This is a genomic window from Streptomyces sp. DSM 120436 (genome assembly GCF_055778765.1).
Genome location: NZ_JBSKBS010000001.1, coordinates 2,052,187 through 2,067,833, shown reverse-complemented (window position 1 = coordinate 2,067,833; position 15,647 = coordinate 2,052,187). Strand labels below are relative to the sequence as shown.

Here is a 15,647-nt window from a genome sequence, read left to right as displayed (position 1 = left end):
GACACCTTCCCCAAATGGCCTTGATCGGTGCGGATGTCCATGCTAACGGGAAGCGCGGGTGTCTCATTCCACGATTCCGCACGGGCCCCGGCTTCGTATATTCGTACGGGAACGGCTGATCGTCCGTTCACATGTGTGACGGGTTGCGCGAAGAGGCGGCGCGGGGACGGGCGTTACTGCTCCGCCAGGGCCCGCAGCCGGCTCAGCGCGCGGTGCTGCGCCACCCGGACCGCGCCGGGTGACATTCCCAACATCTGGCCGGTCTCCTCCGCGGTGAGCCCCACGGCGATGCGCAGCAGGATCAGCTCGCGCTGGTTCTCGGGCAGGCTGGCCAGCAGTTTCTTGGCCCACTCTGCGTCGCTGCTGAGCAGGGCGCGCTCCTCCGGGCCGAGCGAGTCGTCGGGCCGCTCCGGCATCTCGTCGGACGGCACCGCGGTCGAACCGGGGTGCCGCATGGCGGCGCGCTGGAGGTCGGCGACCTTGTGGGAGGCGATGGCGAAGATGAACGCCTCGAAGGGCCGGCCGGTGTCCTTGTAGCGGGGCAGCGCGAGCAGCACCGCCACGCAGACTTCCTGGGCGAGGTCCTCGACGAAGTGCCGGGCGTCGCCCGGCAGCCGGGACAGACGGGTGCGGCAGTAGCGCAGGGCGAGCGGGTGGACGTGGGCGAGCAGGTCGTGCGTGGCCTGCTCGTCTCCGTCGACAGCGCGGTGGACGAGCGCACCGATCGCCCCTTGGGCCGTGCCCGCCTCGTCGTCGCGCATCGGTCCATGGTGCCCTGCGGACGTCTGGTCCGCGGCACCGTGTCCCTGGTTGTGCACCGAAGCGTTATGAGCAGGTGCGCCGGAAGTCATCCCTTGCGCCCTCCCCTTCCGCTCGACCGACTCGTCCCCGAGGAACTCCACACCTCAAGGATGCGGCATCCGCCGCGAAACGAGCAGTGGGTCCCTCCCGGCCGCGGCGAACACCACGTCCGGCCTGTGCGCCGACCCACGCGGCAGGCCCTGCGCGGGCCCGCACGGGAAGGGCCCGCCCACCGGACACGGGACCCGCGCACGGGGGTGCGCCGGTTCCGGTACGCCCCGGCCCGCGTGCGGCGCGACGAGGCGCACGGCACACGACCGCGCGGGAGGTCAGGGACGCCGACGGCCGCGGGGGACGCCGGTGTCCGTGCGCGGACCGTGCGTACGGCCATCGCGCCGGCCCGCGTCCCGCACGGAACGCGCGGCGTCGCGGCCACGACCGGGAACCGGATCGCCGCCCGGCCCCGCTCCGCGGGACCCGGACACCGCGTCCGGCGGGGCGACCGCCCACCGGTCCGAGGTCCGGATCCGCATCGGCGTCCGGCCCCCGCGCCCGTGAGGCGCCCCGCATCCCGGCCGGCCCGGCCCGAAGGACGGGTCGGCCTACCGCACCAGACCCCACCGGAACCCGAGCGCCACCGCGTGGGCCCGGTCCGAGGCGCCCAGCTTCTTGAAGAGACGGCGCGCGTGCGTCTTGACCGTGTCCTCGGAGAGGAACAGCTCGCGGCCGATCTCCGCGTTGGAGCGGCCGTGGCTCATCCCCTCGAGCACCTGGATCTCACGCGCGGTGAGCGTGGGCGCCGCGCCCATCTCGGCCGAGCGCAGCCGGCGCGGGGCGAGCCGCCAGGTCGGGTCGGCGAGCGCCTGCGTGACCGTGGCGCGCAGCTCCGCGCGGGAGGCGTCCTTGTGCAGATAGCCGCGGGCCCCGGCGGCCACCGCGAGGGCGACGCCGTCCAGGTCCTCGGCGACCGTGAGCATGATGATGCGTGCTCCGGGGTCGGCGGAAAGCAGCCGCCGTACTGTCTCGACGCCGCCCAGACCGGGCATGCGCACGTCCATCAGAATCAGGTCCGAGCGGTCGGCGCCCCAGCGGCGGAGGACTTCCTCGCCGTTGGCCGCCGTCGTCACGCGCTCGACGCCGGGCACGGTCGCCACCGCGCGGCGGAGCGCCTCTCGGGCAAGCGGGGAGTCGTCGCAGACGAGGACGGAAGTCATGGCCGCCCTCCGCAGCTGATGCGCGTCACCTTGAGCCTCCAGGCTGGTACGAAATCGACACCTGTGCGGTCGACCGTCTCGGACGCCCGCCCGAGCGCTTGTTCCTTCAACCGCCTCGCACTCTCAACGACGGTCACTCGAAAGAGTTACGGGGCCGTCTGCCATCTTCGGCACTCTACGTGAGGAGGTGCTCACGGTGGAGACACGCGCGGCGCACCCCCGGACTTTCATCACCACTCATGCCCCATTCAGACCCTTTTCTTCCCTTTCATCAGTGTCCAGGGCTAAATTCGCAATGAGTCATATTTTCATCTCCTTTGATCGCAGTTGTACGGTTGTGGACACCGGATCCGCCCAGTCACGGCTACAAGGGGTCACGCAATGGCAGATTTCTCCCGCCTTCCCGGACCGAACGCGGACCTGTGGGACTGGCAGCTCCTGGCCGCCTGCCGCGGGGTGGACAGTTCGCTCTTCTTCCACCCGGAGGGCGAGCGGGGCGCCGCCCGCAGCGCACGTGAGAACTCGGCCAAGGAGGTCTGCATGAGGTGCCCGGTGCGCGCCGAGTGCGCCGCGCACGCGCTGGCGGTGCGCGAGCCGTACGGCGTGTGGGGCGGCCTGACCGAGGACGAGCGCGAAGAGCTGATGGGGCGGGCGCGCAACCGGCTGGTGTCGGCGTCGGGCGCCGGTGGGCACGCCACCGCCTCGAACACCTGAAGGAACGTTTCTTTGAAGAAGCCCGGGCACACTCGCGTGCCCTGGGGCCGTCACCCGGCGGCGGCCGCCGCCAGCTTCTCCAACGTCGCGGTGACCGCGGGCACCTGGGCGAGGTCCGGCAGGGTGAGCGCGACGATCTCCCGCCGCACGGCGGGTTCCAGGTCCACGGTGCGTACGCCGCGCGGCCGCAGCGACTCCAGCGCGAGCTGCGGCAGGACCGCGACGCCGAGCCCCGCGCCGACCAGGCCGGCGACCGCCGGGTAGTCGTCGGTCGCGAAGTCGATGCGCGGAGTGAAGCCGGCCGTCTCGCACACCTCGACGAGCTGGCCCCGGCAGCGCGGGCAGCCCGCGATCCACGGCTCCCCCGCGAGGTCGCCGATGGCGACCGACCCCGCGCGCGCCAGCCGGTGCCGTTCCGGCACGAGTCCCACCAGCCGGTCCGACAGCAGCGGGCGTACCACCAGGTCGTCCCACTCCTCCGCGCCCGCCGCGCCCTCGTACCGGAAGGCGAGGGCGATGTCGCAGTCGCCCTCGCGCAGCATCCGCACGGAGCGGGGCGGTTCGGCCTCCTCGAGTGAGACCCGGGTGCCGGGGTGGGCGTCGCGCAGGGCGGCGAGGGCGGTCGGTACGAGCGTGGAGCTGCCGCTGGGGAAGGACACCAGCCGCACCCGTCCCGCGCGCAGTCCGGCGATGGCCGCGACCTCCTCCTCGGCGGCGGTGAGCCCGGCGAGGATGGCCGCCGCGTGCCGCACCAGCGCCTCACCGGCCTGGGTCAGCCGCATCTCGCGGCCGGAGCGGATGAGCAGCGGCGTGCCGACGGACGTCTCCAGGGCCTTCATCTGCTGGCTGACGGCGGGCTGGGTGCACCCCAGTTCGCGGGCGGCGGCGGAGAAGGAACCGGTGGAGGCCACGGCGCGCAGTACGCGGAGGTGGCGGGCTTCGATCACCCTGCCAGGATACGCACAGGGATAAGCACGCCTTTGACCAAGAGGAAATAAACGCGTCGACGCTTTGATGTGCATGCCTTACCGTGCACCGCATGAAGCTTCTGTCTGTGAACCTGGGCCGGCCCCGGCCCGTCCCGTACACGGGTCAGCGGGACGGCCTGACCGGCATCGACAAGCGTCCGGTGGACGGGCCGGTGCGGGTGGCCGCGCCCGGTCCGAAGGGCACCGGCGGGAGCGGTCTGGCCGGTGACGCGGTGTGCGAGACGCGGCACCACGGCGGGGACGACCAGGCGGTGTACGCGGTGGCCCGCGAGGACCTCGACGAGTGGGAGCGCACCCTGGGGCGCACGCTGCCCCACGGCTCGTTCGGCGAGAACCTCACCACCCTGGGCGTCGACGTCTCCGGCGCGCTGATCGGCGAACGCTGGGCCGTGGGACCCGAGGTCGTCCTGGAGGTCACCTCGGGACGCATTCCGTGCCGCACCTTCCAGGGCCACCTGGGCGAGGACGGCTGGGTCAAGCGGTTCACGGAGCGGGGCGCGCCGGGAGCGTACTTCCGGGTGATCACCCCCGGGGAGGTGCGCGCCGGCGACGCCGTCCGCATCGTCCACCGTCCGGACCACGACGTGACGGTGGCCCTCCAGTTCCGCGCGGTGACGACGGAGCGCGACCTGCTCCCCCGGCTGCTGGCGGCGGGGGACGCGCTGCACCCGGAGGCGCTGAGGAAGGCGCGGGAGCACGGGGAGAGGTCGGGTGTGACCGCCGAGGTCTGACCGTACATACGCCTCTGCCCGACGGACGCCTCTGTCCGGTCGGCCCGGTGCCGGCCCGGTGCGGTCGCACAGCTCGGTCTCGGCCCGGTGTCGGCCCGGACCGCAGAGCGGACGCCTCCGCTCCGGGTAACTACTCTTGGGCCATGACAACGGCTCTGATTACGGGATCGACGGCGGGGATCGGTGCCGCGTTCGCGCGGCGGCTGGCGGCCGAGGGGCACGACCTGGTACTCGTGGCCCGGGACACCGCCCGGCTGCGGGAACAGGCGACCGAGCTGCACGACCGCCACGGCATCGAGGCGGAGGTGCTGACCGCCGACCTCGCCGAGGACCGGGGCATCGAGGCGGTGGAACGCCGGCTCGGCGACCGCAGGAACCCCGTCGACCTGCTGATCAACAACGCCGGGTTCGGCCACAAGGGCCGCTACCTCGAGGTCCCCATGTCCGACGAGCTGATGATGCTCAAGGTCCACTGCGAGGCCGTGCTCCGGCTGACGTCGGCGGCGGTGGAGGCGATGCGGGAGCGCGGGCGCGGCGGGGTCGTGAACGTCGCCTCGACCGCGGCGTTCGTGCCGCGCGGGACGTACGGGGCGTCGAAGGCGTGGGTCGTGCAGTTCACCCAGGGCGCGGCGCAGGACCTGGCCGGTCACGGCGTACGCCTGATGGCGCTGTGCCCAGGCTTCGTGCGCACCGAGTTCCACCAGCGGGCCGGCATGGGCACGGACAACATCCCCGGGTGGATGTGGCTGGACGCGGACAAGGTCGCCGCGGCGGCGCTGGCGGACCTCGCCCGGGGCAAGTCGCTGTCCGTCCCGGACCCGCGGTACAAGGTGCTGCTCGGGGCGTCGAAGCTGGTCCCGCGGAACCTGCTGGGCGGCATCTCCTCGAAGACCGGCCGCAAGTACGGGCCCCGCTAGCGGCGGCGGGGCACGGGTTCCCCTCCCCGGAGGGAGATGGCCGTGGCCGCCGGTCCGGTCCGCCGGGAGCCGCTGCCGGGCGGAACCACCGTCCTGCGTGAACCACGTGCCGTCGCAGCTCCGGACGACATGGTCCCGCTCGCCGGAACCCGGCTGGTGGAGCCGGCCGCATCGATGACGGGCGGGACGGCGCTCTCACCGCGTCCGGAGCTGTTCCCGCTGGTGGAGGTACGTCGAACCGGTCACGGGGCCTCGAAGTGGGTCACGGTCAGCACCTTGTCCCACCGGGCGGCGGCCAGGTCGTCGTGGCGGATCATGAATCTCGTGTAGTACTCCTCGTAGACCCGGGCCTCACCGGCGAGCGGTATCCATTCGTCCGCCGTCTTGACCCGGTCCTCGTCCCCGCAGACGGCCCCTGCTGTCTTCGCGAGGGTCTTCGTCAGGATGCCGTCGACCGTCTCCTCGTCGTCGGCGTACCCGCCGATGGCGAGGTAGGCGCTGGACGACCAGAGGTCGTGGGCCAGATCCCGGAGTTCGTCCAGGTGCGGCAGTTCACGCTCCATGTACCGGGCCAACTGCTGCTGGAAGGGCGACATGTCGTCCCGTTCGAGATCCTCCCAGAACTCGTGCCAGTCCTCGTCGCCCTCCTCGAGCCAAAGGGGCAGATCGGCTCTGAGCTCGGCGCAGACGTCGATCCGCTCGCTGACGCGCACGGAGTCAGGGGGTTCCGCGACCGCGGTCTCGGTGCCGTCCGGCACGTGCACGACTCGCGCGTACTGCCCCGGACCGGCCCGGTACTCGCCGAAGTCCATCTCCCGGTCGACGAAGAAGAGCAGCGTCCCGTCCGTCGGCAGGTCGAGGCCGTCGACCCTCGGCAGCGCCCCGCAGTCGACGGAAAGGAGCAACGGCAACGGAACACCCTCGGCGGACGGCCACTCCATGCCCACCGGCAGCCGGGGCAGCCCACCGAGGTGCCCGACCGGGGGGCCGTCGCCACCCCCGGACATCCCGATCGCCAGACGGAGGTGCCCGCTGAACCTGCTGATCTCGTCGTCCGGGACGCCCAGCTCAAGGGCCGCCCGACGGAACTCTTCCCGATGATCCATGCCCGAGAAGATAAGGCCTTTTCAACTCGGCTGTCCCACTGGGGTGTTGACGAGCACGGGCCGTGCGTGGCGGGCGCGGGCGACTGGCCCGCTCCGGATCGTCCCGGCAGGTCCGACCCTCACCTCACCACCGCCCCACGCAGGTCCGCTGGACAGCGGCACGGTGGCGCACCGGCTGAAGGAACGGGTCTGAGCGGAGCGGGAAGGCGGCCTGTCGCTGGTGGGCACCCTCTCCGACACCTGGAGGGTCTGCGGACGGGCCGGACAAGACGGTGTGGGGCCGTGGCCGGCGTCCCGACGGGCGCCGCACCCCTCGACGTCATGCTCACAGCACCGCTGAAGGGCTCCCCCGGAACATATGCTGACGACGCCGACCCGGCCGGAGCGGAGACCGGGCGGACCGCCGGGGAGGACGGATGCTCACACGGCTCGAGGTCGACGGATTCAAGAACCTGCTGGGGCTGACGGTCGAACTGGGTCCGTTCACCTGCATCGCGGGTGAGAACGGCACAGGCAAGTCCAATGTGTTCGACGCCATCCAGTTCCTCAGCCTGCTCGCCGACCGGTCGTTGACGGAGGCCGCCCAGGAGGTCCGCGGCACCCACGGCGAGCGGCACGGCGACGCCCGGGACCTCTTCTGGAACGGCTACGACCACGGGACGCACCGGATGCGGTTCGCGGCGGAAATGCTGGTACCGGCGGAGCCCGTGGAGGACGACTTCGGACGGCCGGCCACGCCGACGACGTCCTTCCTGCGCTATGAACTGGAGCTCGGCCACCACCCGCCCCAGGGCGCGGAAAAGATCGGCAGGCTGTCACTCCTGCACGAAAGTCTGCGGCACACCAAGCAGGGCGACGCACGGGCCCGGCTGCGCTTCCCCCACTCCAGGGCCCGGTTCCGGGACGCGGTGGTCACCGGTCGGCGCTCGGGTGTCTCCTACATCTCCACCACGGTGGAGGGCACCGAATCCGTGATCCGCATCCACCAGGACGGAGGCAGCCGCGGCGTCGCGGGCCCGGGCCACCATCGTCTCGACGGTCAACACCAGCGACGACCCGACCATCCTCGCGGTACGCCGGGAGATGCAGTCCTGGCGGCGGCTCGCCCTGGAGCCGCCGGCGCTGCGCAGCTCCGGCCGTCGACGAGGTCTGGCCCGAGCTGGCGCACGTGCCTGTCGTGCCGGTACGCATGCTTGAAGCATGGCTCCTCCTTGACGAACAGGCCATCCGGGAGGTTGCCGGCAACCCTCGCGGACGCATCCCGCTCGACCTGCCGAAGGCGACGGCCGTGGAACGCGTCGCCGATCCGAAGCAGCGGCTCAAGGACACCCTCGCGAAGGCCAGCGGCTGCAAGGGACGACGCCTCGCGGAACCGCAGCAGCGCTTCCCCCGGAACCGGCACCGGCTGCTCGACCTGCTCAACCGACACGGGCCCGTCGCCGAGGTGCCGTCGTGGCAGGCATTCGTGTCGGACCTGTCCGGTGCCCTGAAGACCGCTGTCTCTGGAGTGTGAACGGTCCATGACTGCCCGGTCCGCGTCCGGGCCGGAGCTGACGGGACCGGGGAGGAAAGTACGAGGGGCACGGGTGACCCGTGTGAGGAGGGGACGCAGGCGGCTCCGGCCGAACCGGTGCGCCTTCTCCTGAGCGTCGGTGGTCGGCGCATCGCCGACACGACACCGGTGAAGGCCGCGCGGAGAAACTCTGAGCGGTTCACGGGCCGTCGGCCCATGGGCCGACGGCTCACGGGTCGCCGTCGAGGTGCTCGCGGAGTTCGTCGTCGCAGTCGTGTCCGGTGCCGGACCGGACTAGGGCGAAGGCCAGTTCTCTGTCTCCTTCGCCTCCCTGCCGGGCACCGGCCAGTTGCCTCTCGACGTCCGCGACGTACTCGGCGCACTCGGCGCTGACGGGCCTCTCGGGCCGCGGGTCCGGCGCCGGGGAGTCGGTCAGCGCGTCGGTGGCGGCGAGACCGGCCACGCACAACACCGCCCACGCGACGAACCAGTTGCGGTACTTCTTCCGTCTCGGCACGGGCATGCGGGCATCCTAGGCGCCCCGACGGCGCGCTGAAGCGGCGGCGTTACAACCTTTCCGGGCCTCCGCGTGTCACAGGCGCAGGGGAGGTGAGGCCTCCCCGCGCAGCGCACCGCAGCTTGGAGACACCATGACCGTCCGTTCCCCGTACCGTTCGCTTCGCGGCCTGTCCGCCGTCGTCGCCGTGCTCGCGGCCGGTGCGGTGGGGTGCTCGGACGTGTCCGAGGCCGTCGACAGCGCCAAGGACGGCGCGAAGAAGGCCGCCCGGCAGCGTTCGGTGTTCTCGCTGGACGTCGGGGACTGCTACAACCCGAACGGCAAGGCCGAGGGGGAGGCGTACCTCGTCGAGATCGTGCCCTGCGACGAGGCGCATCAGGGGCAGGTCGTCGGCGAGTTCGCGCTCCAGCAGGACGGGAAGTTCCCCGGCGAGGACGCCGTCACGGCGATCGCGGACACCCGCTGCCCGGCCGAGGCGCAGAAGTTCGCCCCGGACACCTGGGCACTGCCCCGGGGCGTCGGCCTGTCGTACTACACCCCGACCGCCGAGAGCTGGGCGACGGACGACCGGCTGGTGACCTGCACGTACAGCACGGAGAAGGGCACCTTCAAGGGATCGCTGGACACCGCGAAGACCCTCGGGCCCGAGCAGCTCACCTATCTCAAGGGCTCCCACGCGGTGTACGAGGCCCTGTGGGCCCACCAGCCGGAGACGGACGACGTCGAGGGCGACCTGGACGGCTACCAGGCGCAGGCCAAGGCCGTCGCCGCCGCCCTCGACACGCACGTCGAGGGGCTGGAGGGCGTCGAGGGCAGCGAGGTCGGCACGCTCCGCGGGACGCTGGCCAAGGCGGCCGGCGAGTGGAGGAAGGCCGCGAACGCCGCCGACCTCGACACCTTCTACGTCGCCTACGACGCCGGGTTCACCCTCATCGACCCGGGCAAGTCGGTCGCCGCCCGCGAAGAACTGGGCCTGGCCACCACCGTCCCGGCCGACGACGCCGAGGTCTGGGCGGGCTGAGGTCCCGCCTCAGCCCGGCGGCCAGGTGATGCCCGCGTCCCGCAGCATCCGGCCGTACGTGCGGCGCCGGCGGCGGGCGAGGAACAGGCCCAGCGCCCACAGGACGGCGAAGGACAGCCACACGGCGGCGCACACGAGGACCGCTCCCCGCGAGAAGCCGGCCTGGGAGAGCGGGACGAGCAGTGCCAAGGGGATGAGCAGCAGAGCGATCAGCCCGCGCCGTCGGTGCGTGCGGCTGTGGTCGACCATGATGCGCGCGTGCAGCAGGTCGACCTCGCGCCGCACCTCGGGCAGCGGACGCAGCCGGTGCCCGCCGGGACGCATGCCGGGCAGCGGGCCGCCGTCCGGGGCGTCCGGGTGCAGCGCGGCGGTGCGGGCCGCCCGTTCGGCGGCGTCCGGCATGCGGCGGAAGGCGAAGTACGGGTTCGGGCTGCCCTGGGGGGAAAGGGGGGACAGTCCGTCGTACCGGTAGCCGTACTGCTCGACGACATAGGCGAAAGCCGCGAACTTCCGCCACGAGCCTCGCAGATGGCGTGCGTCGTACCGCTCGGCGCCGCGCGCACCTTCCCGCAGCAGCGCCCTGAGCTGTGCCTGCAGCAGCATCTCGCCTCCTGGGTCGGTCGATCCGGGGCCGTCGGGTCGCGCCGGCGCCTTCGCGGTCGCCCCGGCCGGTCGTCCGTCCTAGTCGCCCCCTCCGCCGCCACCCCCGTCGCCCCCTCCTCCGTCGCCGCCTCCGCCGCCTCCGTCCCCCGCGTCCCCGCCGTCGCGGCCCCAGCCGTCGCCGCCGCCGGGTTCGTTGTCGTCGCGGCCGAGGCCGAGGTTGCTGAACCAGGGCAGGTCCCAGTCGTCGTCATCGATGTCGTGGCGCGGGTCGGCGGAACGGAAGCGGGCCAGTCCCGTCGCGTCGCCGAGGCCGAAGGACACCGCGACCGCGTGGGCCATCACGGCGTCCAGCGGGTCGGGGCTCTCGTGGCGGACGTCGGCCAGTGGCAGCAGCAAGGTGCCGGGGGCGGGGGCCGTCCCGCGGGGCGGCCGGGTCAGCAGGGCGACCGGCGTCTCCCCCCGCAGCAGCCAGGAGCTCGCCGCGTCCGCCCGGCGCAGGGTCCACTGCCGGTCGGGCAGCCGGATCTCCACCGCGCTCCTGGACTTGCGGAACTTCTTGCGCAGCGCGAGCTGGGCGACGACGTCCCCCACGGTCAGGACCAGCCCCGTGTCCGTGTCGGAGGCGCCGCCGCTCCGGAAGCCGTACGGTGCGCGCAGGCGGACGGCGGGGGCGTACGGGCCCCAGACGTCGACGCGGACCTGGCGGCGGTCCACGGCCACCGCGATCGGGCCGGCGGGGCCGTGCGCGTAGCGGCGGGCGATCCACAGCGGTACGTCCTCCTCCCGCGCCCGTGCGGCGAGGGCGGCGACCTGCCCGGGGCCGCCGCAGCGGCGCACCGCGAGCTCGCCGAGCGCGCGGGCGAACGCCGCTGCCCGGCGCACCTTCAGGGGTGTGCAGGTGCCGGTCGCCCGGGTGACGGGGACCGGACCGGCGTCCTCGGGGAGCGCCTGCAGGGGACGTTCCGTGCCTCCGCCGCCGAGCCAGGCGCCCCGCAGAAACGCTTCGGCCATGGCGGCGAGGTTCAGTTCCTCCAGCGGTGTCGTCCGGCCGCCGCGGTGCAGCGCGTGCTCGGTGAGGCGCACGGTGCGCGCGAGCGGGTTGCGGGAGCGTTCCCCGTACAGCAGCTGGTCCATCGCCGTCCCCCTCTCGTTTCGGCCGTCGTGTGCTCGGACTCCGGTCGGGCGTGGTGCGGTTCCATGATCGGACGGGGCGGGGCGGGGGACGGCGGCGGGGTGGGGCTGAGGGGCGCCGCAGCGGGGTGTGGCGGAGGGGTGCCGCGGCGGGGTACGGCGGAGGCCCGGCCCGCCGTCCGTGCGGACGGGGGGCCGGGCCTCAGCTCGGGTTCCGGCGACTCAGGTCGTCAGTGGGCGTGGCCGTGGCCGTGGCCACCGGCGGCGGCCGGCTCTTCCTCTTCCTTCTTCTCGACGACCAGGGTCTCGGTCGTGAGCAGGAGGGAGGCGATGGAGGCGGCGTTCTCCAGGGCGGAGCGGGTCACCTTGACCGGGTCGATGACGCCGGCCTTGACCAGGTCGCCGTACTCGCCGGTGGCGGCGTTGTAACCGCTGCCCTTCTCCAGCTCGGCGACCTTGGAGACGATGACGTAGCCCTCGAGGCCGGCGTTCTCGGCGATCCAGCGCAGCGGCTCGACGGCGGCCTTGCGGACCACGGAGACACCGGTGGCCTCGTCGCCGGTCTTGTCGAGGTTGTTCTCGAGGACCTTGACGGCGTGGACCAGCGCGGAACCGCCACCGGAGACGATGCCCTCCTCGACCGCGGCGCGGGTCGCGGAGATGGCGTCCTCCAGACGGTGCTTCTTCTCCTTCAGCTCCACCTCGGTGGCGGCGCCGACCTTGATCACGCACACGCCGCCGGCCAGCTTCGCGAGGCGCTCCTGGAGCTTCTCGCGGTCCCAGTCGGAGTCCGTGGTCTCGATCTCGGCCTTGATCTGGCCGACGCGGGCCTCCACGTCCTCCTTCTTGCCGGCGCCGTCGACGATCGTGGTGTCGTCCTTGGTGACGGTGACGCGGCGGGCGGAGCCGAGCACGTCCAGGCCGACCTGGTCGAGCTTGAGGCCGACCTCCTCGGAGACGACCGTGGCGCCGGTGAGGACCGCCATGTCCTGGAGCATCGCCTTGCGGCGGTCACCGAAGCCGGGCGCCTTGACGGCGACGGCGTTGAAGGTGCCGCGGATCTTGTTGACCACCAGGGTGGACAGGGCCTCGCCCTCGACGTCCTCCGCGATGATCAGCAGCGGCTTGGAGGCGTTGGCCTGGATGACCTTCTCCAGCAGCGGCAGCAGGTCCGCGATGGCGGAGATCTTGCCCTGGGTGATCAGGATCTGCGGGTCGTCGAGGACGGCCTCCATGCGCTCCTGGTCCGTCACGAAGTACGGCGACAGGTAGCCCTTGTCGAAGGCCATGCCCTCGGTGAAGTCCAGCTCCAGACCGAAGGTGTTGGACTCCTCGACGGTGATGACACCGTCCTTGCCGACCTTGTCCATCGCCTCGGCGATGAGCTCACCGACCTGCTGGTCCTGGGCGGACAGCGCGGCGACGGCGGCGATGTCGGCCTTCTCGTCGATCGGGCGGGCCGAGGCGAGCAGGTCCTCGGAGACCGCGGCGACGGCGGCGTCGATGCCCTTCTTCAGGGCGGCCGGGGAGGCGCCGGCGGCGACGTTCTTCAGACCCTCGCGGACCAGCGCCTGGGCCAGCACGGTGGCGGTGGTGGTGCCGTCACCCGCGATGTCGTTGGTCTTGGTCGCCACCTCCTTCACGAGCTGCGCGCCGAGGTTCTCGTACGGGTCCTCGATCTCCACCTCGCGGGCGATCGTGACACCGTCGTTGGTGATGGTGGGGGCGCCGAACTTCTTGTCGATGACGACGTTGCGGCCCTTGGGGCCGATCGTCACCTTGACCGTGTCGGCAAGCTTGTTGACGCCGCGCTCGAGGGCGCGACGGGCGTCCTCGTCGAACTTCAGGATCTTCGCCATGGCAGCGGGAGCCCTCTCGGAAATCTAGGTGAAATCACTGCGCCCCTGGGCCACCCGGCTCCTTGTCGGATGCTGGGGCCAGGGGCGCAGTGTTCGAGCAGAAGTACTTGCTACGAGGTCGAGTCGTCCGGGGCAGGCCCCGGGGTCCCCTTACTTCTCGACGATCGCGAGGACGTCGCGAGCCGAGAGGACGAGGTACTCCTCGCCGTTGTACTTGACCTCGGTGCCGCCGTACTTGCTGTACAGAACGACGTCGCCGACCTTCACGTCGAGCTCGACGCGCTTGCCGTCCTCGAAGCGGCCCGGACCGATGGCCAGGACGACGCCCTCCTGGGGCTTCTCCTTCGCGGTGTCCGGAATGACCAGGCCCGAAGCCGTGGTCTGCTCGGCGTCGAGCGGCTGGACCACGATGCGGTCCTCGAGCGGCTTGATGGCAACCTTGGAGCTGGCGGTCGTCACGATCCGACCTCCCCCTTCGGAGATCTCACGGGGTTAACTGTCTGAGGTGGCGACCAGGTCGATCCGTCGTCGCGGGTGCCGGACCTGCCCGTCGCGTTGTTGGCACTCTCCAGGGGGGAGTGCCAGACCTGAGACTATGACCGCGATTAGCACTCGGTCAAGCGGAGTGCCAATTGCCGTGCGGCGCGTCGGGGGGCGGGGGTGTTTTTCGGCATGGGGTCGCGTGATGCCGGTGGTGCTGTGACCGCCCGCCGGGGGCTGCGCCCCCGGGCCCCTGCTGTCGGCCTGACGGCCTCGTCCTCAAGCGCCGGACGGGCCGGAGGTGCCCGCAGCCGGGCTTGGATGCCGGCCTACGTGATCCTCCAGTCTGCCCACCTTCAAGTCCCGCTCCTCCAGTTCCGCCAGCAGCCGTGTCGTGCGTTCCGCCAGGGTCAGGGGCGGGGCCTCGCCCGAGGGCACGGAGACGATGTCGCCGGGGCGCAGGCGGTGCGGGCCGTGGGCGTAGGTGAGGTGGCCGTCGGGTTCGAGGGTCACGCGCCACAGGACCACCGCGGCGATGCCGCACTCGGCGGCGGCGCGCAGGGTGGTGGCGTCGTGGCGGCCGTAGGGCGGGCGGAAGAGGCGGGGGCGGACGCCGAAGCGGGCGGCGAGCTTGCGCTGCTGGCCGCAGATCTGGGCGCGCTGCGCGGCGAGGGGCAGGCCGGGCAGGGCCGGGTGGTCGAGGGTGTGGTTCTGGAGGTTCGCGCCGACCGCGCGCAGGCGGGCGAAGTGGCCGTAGCCGGGGCCCACCACGCTGTCGGTGAGGAACATGCTGACCGGCAGCCGGCGGGCGCGCACCAGGTCGATGAAGCGGGGGTCGCGTTCGGCGCCGTCGTCGTAGGTGAGGAAGACGACCGGGTCGCCGGTGGCGACGTGGTCGACGACGGGCGGGAGCGGCGCCCGGGCGGGGACGCTCGCCGCCGCGCCGGCGCGGGAGGACACGTGTCCCGCGCCGGACGGGGCCGCGCAGCCGGCGGTCGCGGCGAGCAGGGCGAGGACCGCCGGGAGGACCCGCGGGGCCCCGCGCCGCCTCACAGGTAGTCCTCCAGCCTGCCCACGGCGTACCCCTCGGCCGTGACCTTGTCGAGGAAGCGGCGGATCATGTCCGGCATGGTGCCCTTCCAGTCGCCGCGGCCCCGGAAGTGGGACAGCACGATGTCGCCGGGGCGGATCTTCCGGTCCCACTCGCGGTACTCCCAGCGGTCGGCGAAGACCTCCTCGTTCCACAGCGGGACGTGGGTGATGCCGCAGCTCTTGGCCGCGCGCAGGGTGTCCTTGTCGTAGTTGCCGTAGGGCGGGCGGAAGAGGACCGGGCGGGTGCCGTAGCGCTTCTCGACGACGTCCTGCATGCCGCAGATCTCGCGCTTCTGCTCGGCGTGGGAGAGGGCCGGCAGGTACGGGTGGCGCAGGGTGTGGTTGTGCAGGGCCGCGCCCCGCCGCTGCATGTCCTTGAAGTAGCCGTAGTCCTCCTTGACCAGGTAGTCGCTGAGGAAGGCGCTGTACGGCACCCCCAGCTCGGTCATCATCCGCAGGAACTCGGGGTCCTTCTCGGCGCCGTCGTCGATGGTGAGGAAGACGACCTTCTCCTCGACCGGGACGGTGGTGAAGACCGGCGGGAGGCCGAGCCGTTCGTGACCGTCGACCTCGAAGCCGTCCCGGGTGGTGATGCGCGGCTTCTTCGCCGGGGGCGGCGGCGCGGCCAGCGGGACCTTCTTCAGTCCCCAGCGCTTCGCCGCGGCGGCCCGTGCGGCTTGCGCGGCGCGCAGCTTGGTGGCGTAGGAGTCGAGGGCGCGGGCCGGGGGCGCCTGGAGGGGCCGGCCGCCGGCCGGTTCGACCGTGTCGCCGTTCTGGCCGCAGCCCGGGGCGAGGACGGCGAGCGCGAGGGCCGCGAGACCGGTCCGCGCTCCCGCCCGCCGCATCCGCTTCTTATCGTTTTGTCCTACTACTCGCATGGAGCCGGATCCTCGCAGCCGCCCGGCCCGCGTCCGGCCCGACACCGCGGCCGGAGGCGCACGGTCCGCCGACTGGCCCAC

16 protein-coding genes and 1 pseudogene are annotated in these 15,647 nt (G+C 72.4%); 6 read left to right on the top strand and 11 right to left on the bottom strand.

The features are described from left to right. Positions 1-173 precede the first annotated feature (173 nt). Entirely contained in the window at positions 174-761 is a 588-nt protein-coding gene (locus ACWH4W_RS09605; protein ID WP_006130726.1) for a sigma-70 family RNA polymerase sigma factor, read from the bottom strand. Between the two features lie 642 nt (positions 762-1,403). Then, entirely contained in the window at positions 1,404-2,015 is a 612-nt protein-coding gene (locus ACWH4W_RS09600) for a response regulator transcription factor (RefSeq protein WP_003948568.1), read from the bottom strand. A 381-nt stretch (positions 2,016-2,396) separates the two neighbouring features. Between ACWH4W_RS09600 and ACWH4W_RS09595 the strand changes: the two genes are divergently transcribed. Then, entirely contained in the window at positions 2,397-2,729 is a 333-nt protein-coding gene (locus ACWH4W_RS09595) for a WhiB family transcriptional regulator (RefSeq protein WP_006130727.1), read from the top strand. 50 nt (positions 2,730-2,779) lie between these two features. On the opposite strand, the gene ACWH4W_RS09590 is transcribed toward ACWH4W_RS09595, so the two are convergent. Beyond that, positions 2,780-3,676, bottom strand: coding sequence for a LysR family transcriptional regulator (locus ACWH4W_RS09590; protein WP_473075344.1), 897 nt, complete (start codon positions 3,674-3,676; stop codon positions 2,780-2,782). Between the two features lie 92 nt (positions 3,677-3,768). Here ACWH4W_RS09590 and ACWH4W_RS09585 point away from each other — a divergent pair, with 92 nt between their 5' ends. Together ACWH4W_RS09585 and ACWH4W_RS09580 are read left to right on the top strand one after the other, a co-directional pair. Further along, positions 3,769-4,449, top strand: a complete 681-nt coding sequence (locus ACWH4W_RS09585) for an MOSC domain-containing protein (protein ID WP_473075343.1) — start codon at positions 3,769-3,771, stop codon at positions 4,447-4,449. A 143-nt stretch (positions 4,450-4,592) separates the two neighbouring features. Then, positions 4,593-5,366: an SDR family NAD(P)-dependent oxidoreductase gene (locus tag ACWH4W_RS09580; RefSeq protein ID WP_473075342.1), complete on the top strand. Its 774-nt coding sequence runs from the start codon at positions 4,593-4,595 to the stop codon at positions 5,364-5,366. Between the two features lie 242 nt (positions 5,367-5,608). Here the strand turns inward: ACWH4W_RS09580 and ACWH4W_RS09575 are convergent, their stop codons facing one another. Next, the gene (locus ACWH4W_RS09575) at positions 5,609-6,472 is read right to left on the bottom strand and encodes a DUF1963 domain-containing protein (protein ID WP_473075341.1); all 864 of its coding nucleotides are present in this window, start codon (positions 6,470-6,472) and stop codon (positions 5,609-5,611) included. A 416-nt stretch (positions 6,473-6,888) separates the two neighbouring features. Between ACWH4W_RS09575 and ACWH4W_RS09570 the strand changes: the two are divergent. Together ACWH4W_RS09570 and ACWH4W_RS09565 are read left to right on the top strand one after the other, a co-directional pair. Continuing rightward, positions 6,889-6,960, top strand: a pseudogene (locus tag ACWH4W_RS09570) (hypothetical protein); the annotation flags it as partial. Between the two features lie 689 nt (positions 6,961-7,649). After that, positions 7,650-7,985, top strand: a complete 336-nt coding sequence (locus ACWH4W_RS09565) for a hypothetical protein (protein ID WP_473077563.1) — start codon at positions 7,650-7,652, stop codon at positions 7,983-7,985. 229 nt (positions 7,986-8,214) lie between these two features. Here the strand turns inward: ACWH4W_RS09565 and ACWH4W_RS09560 are convergent, their stop codons facing one another. After that, positions 8,215-8,508 (bottom strand): hypothetical protein, encoded by a 294-nt coding sequence (locus tag ACWH4W_RS09560; protein WP_473075340.1) that lies wholly within the window; start codon positions 8,506-8,508, stop codon positions 8,215-8,217. A gap of 127 nt (positions 8,509-8,635) precedes the next feature. On the opposite strand from ACWH4W_RS09560, the gene ACWH4W_RS09555 reads away from it, so the two are divergent. Further along, positions 8,636-9,523, top strand: coding sequence for a septum formation family protein (locus tag ACWH4W_RS09555; protein ID WP_473075339.1), 888 nt, complete (start codon positions 8,636-8,638; stop codon positions 9,521-9,523). Positions 9,524-9,532: 9 nt separating this feature from the next. On the opposite strand, the gene ACWH4W_RS09550 is transcribed toward ACWH4W_RS09555, so the two are convergent. The 6 genes from ACWH4W_RS09550 to ACWH4W_RS09525 all read right to left on the bottom strand — a co-directional run bounded on the left by ACWH4W_RS09550 (position 9,533) and on the right by ACWH4W_RS09525 (position 15,533). After that, positions 9,533-10,126, bottom strand: a complete 594-nt coding sequence (locus ACWH4W_RS09550) for a hypothetical protein (protein ID WP_473075338.1) — start codon at positions 10,124-10,126, stop codon at positions 9,533-9,535. Positions 10,127-10,204: 78 nt separating this feature from the next. After that, entirely contained in the window at positions 10,205-11,260 is a 1,056-nt protein-coding gene (locus ACWH4W_RS09545; RefSeq protein ID WP_473075337.1) for a hypothetical protein, read from the bottom strand. 227 nt (positions 11,261-11,487) lie between these two features. Further along, positions 11,488-13,116 carry a chaperonin GroEL gene (gene groL / locus ACWH4W_RS09540; protein WP_290009988.1) on the bottom strand — a complete coding sequence of 543 codons (1,629 nt, stop codon included), beginning with the start codon at positions 13,114-13,116 and terminating at the stop codon, positions 11,488-11,490. Positions 13,117-13,266: 150 nt separating this feature from the next. Continuing rightward, on the bottom strand, positions 13,267-13,575 hold the full coding sequence (gene groES / locus ACWH4W_RS09535; RefSeq protein WP_006130737.1) for a co-chaperone GroES: 309 nt from the start codon (positions 13,573-13,575) through the stop codon (positions 13,267-13,269). Positions 13,576-13,875: 300 nt separating this feature from the next. After that, a complete protein-coding gene (locus ACWH4W_RS09530; protein WP_473075336.1) occupies positions 13,876-14,649 on the bottom strand; it encodes a polysaccharide deacetylase family protein in 774 nt (257 codons plus the stop codon). Beyond that, positions 14,646-15,533 (bottom strand): polysaccharide deacetylase family protein, encoded by an 888-nt coding sequence (locus ACWH4W_RS09525; protein ID WP_473075335.1) that lies wholly within the window; start codon positions 15,531-15,533, stop codon positions 14,646-14,648. The genes ACWH4W_RS09530 and ACWH4W_RS09525 overlap by 4 nt, the downstream gene beginning before the upstream one ends. Positions 15,534-15,647 lie beyond the last annotated feature (114 nt).